We start from the raw sequence: 257 nt of genomic DNA, 5'->3' as shown, positions 1-257 counted from the left end.
CTTGAACGAGTGAAGAATGCAGTTACGCCTGATTCACGAATACATTGGAATACTAGAGGGTATGGGTTCTGCTTTGTTTTAACGAAAACAAGCAGTGGGTTAACCACTAGAGCAATGATGAGCATTGAACCTAGTAGTACCGCTAGAAGTTGACCATAGCTTGCTAGCGCCTCAAAACCAGTGGTTGCGAAAGTCGCTGAAACTAGACCGAAGATACCAAATGGCGCTAGGCGAATTATGAAGCGAACAATGTGTGA

General features: G+C 44.4%; 1 protein-coding gene. It reads right to left on the bottom strand.

The annotated features are described in order from the left end of the window. A partial coding sequence (locus tag AB4486_RS26845) for a cation:dicarboxylate symporter family transporter (RefSeq protein ID WP_372119822.1) occupies positions 1-257 on the bottom strand: 257 nt, incomplete at both ends.

Origin of the sequence: Vibrio sp. 10N.222.55.C6, from assembly GCF_041473395.1 — a bacterium.
Taxonomy (GTDB): domain Bacteria; phylum Pseudomonadota; class Gammaproteobacteria; order Enterobacterales; family Vibrionaceae; genus Vibrio; species Vibrio crassostreae_C.
Note: the sequence above shows the minus strand (reverse complement) of the source record. Positions and strands in the feature narration are given on the sequence as shown.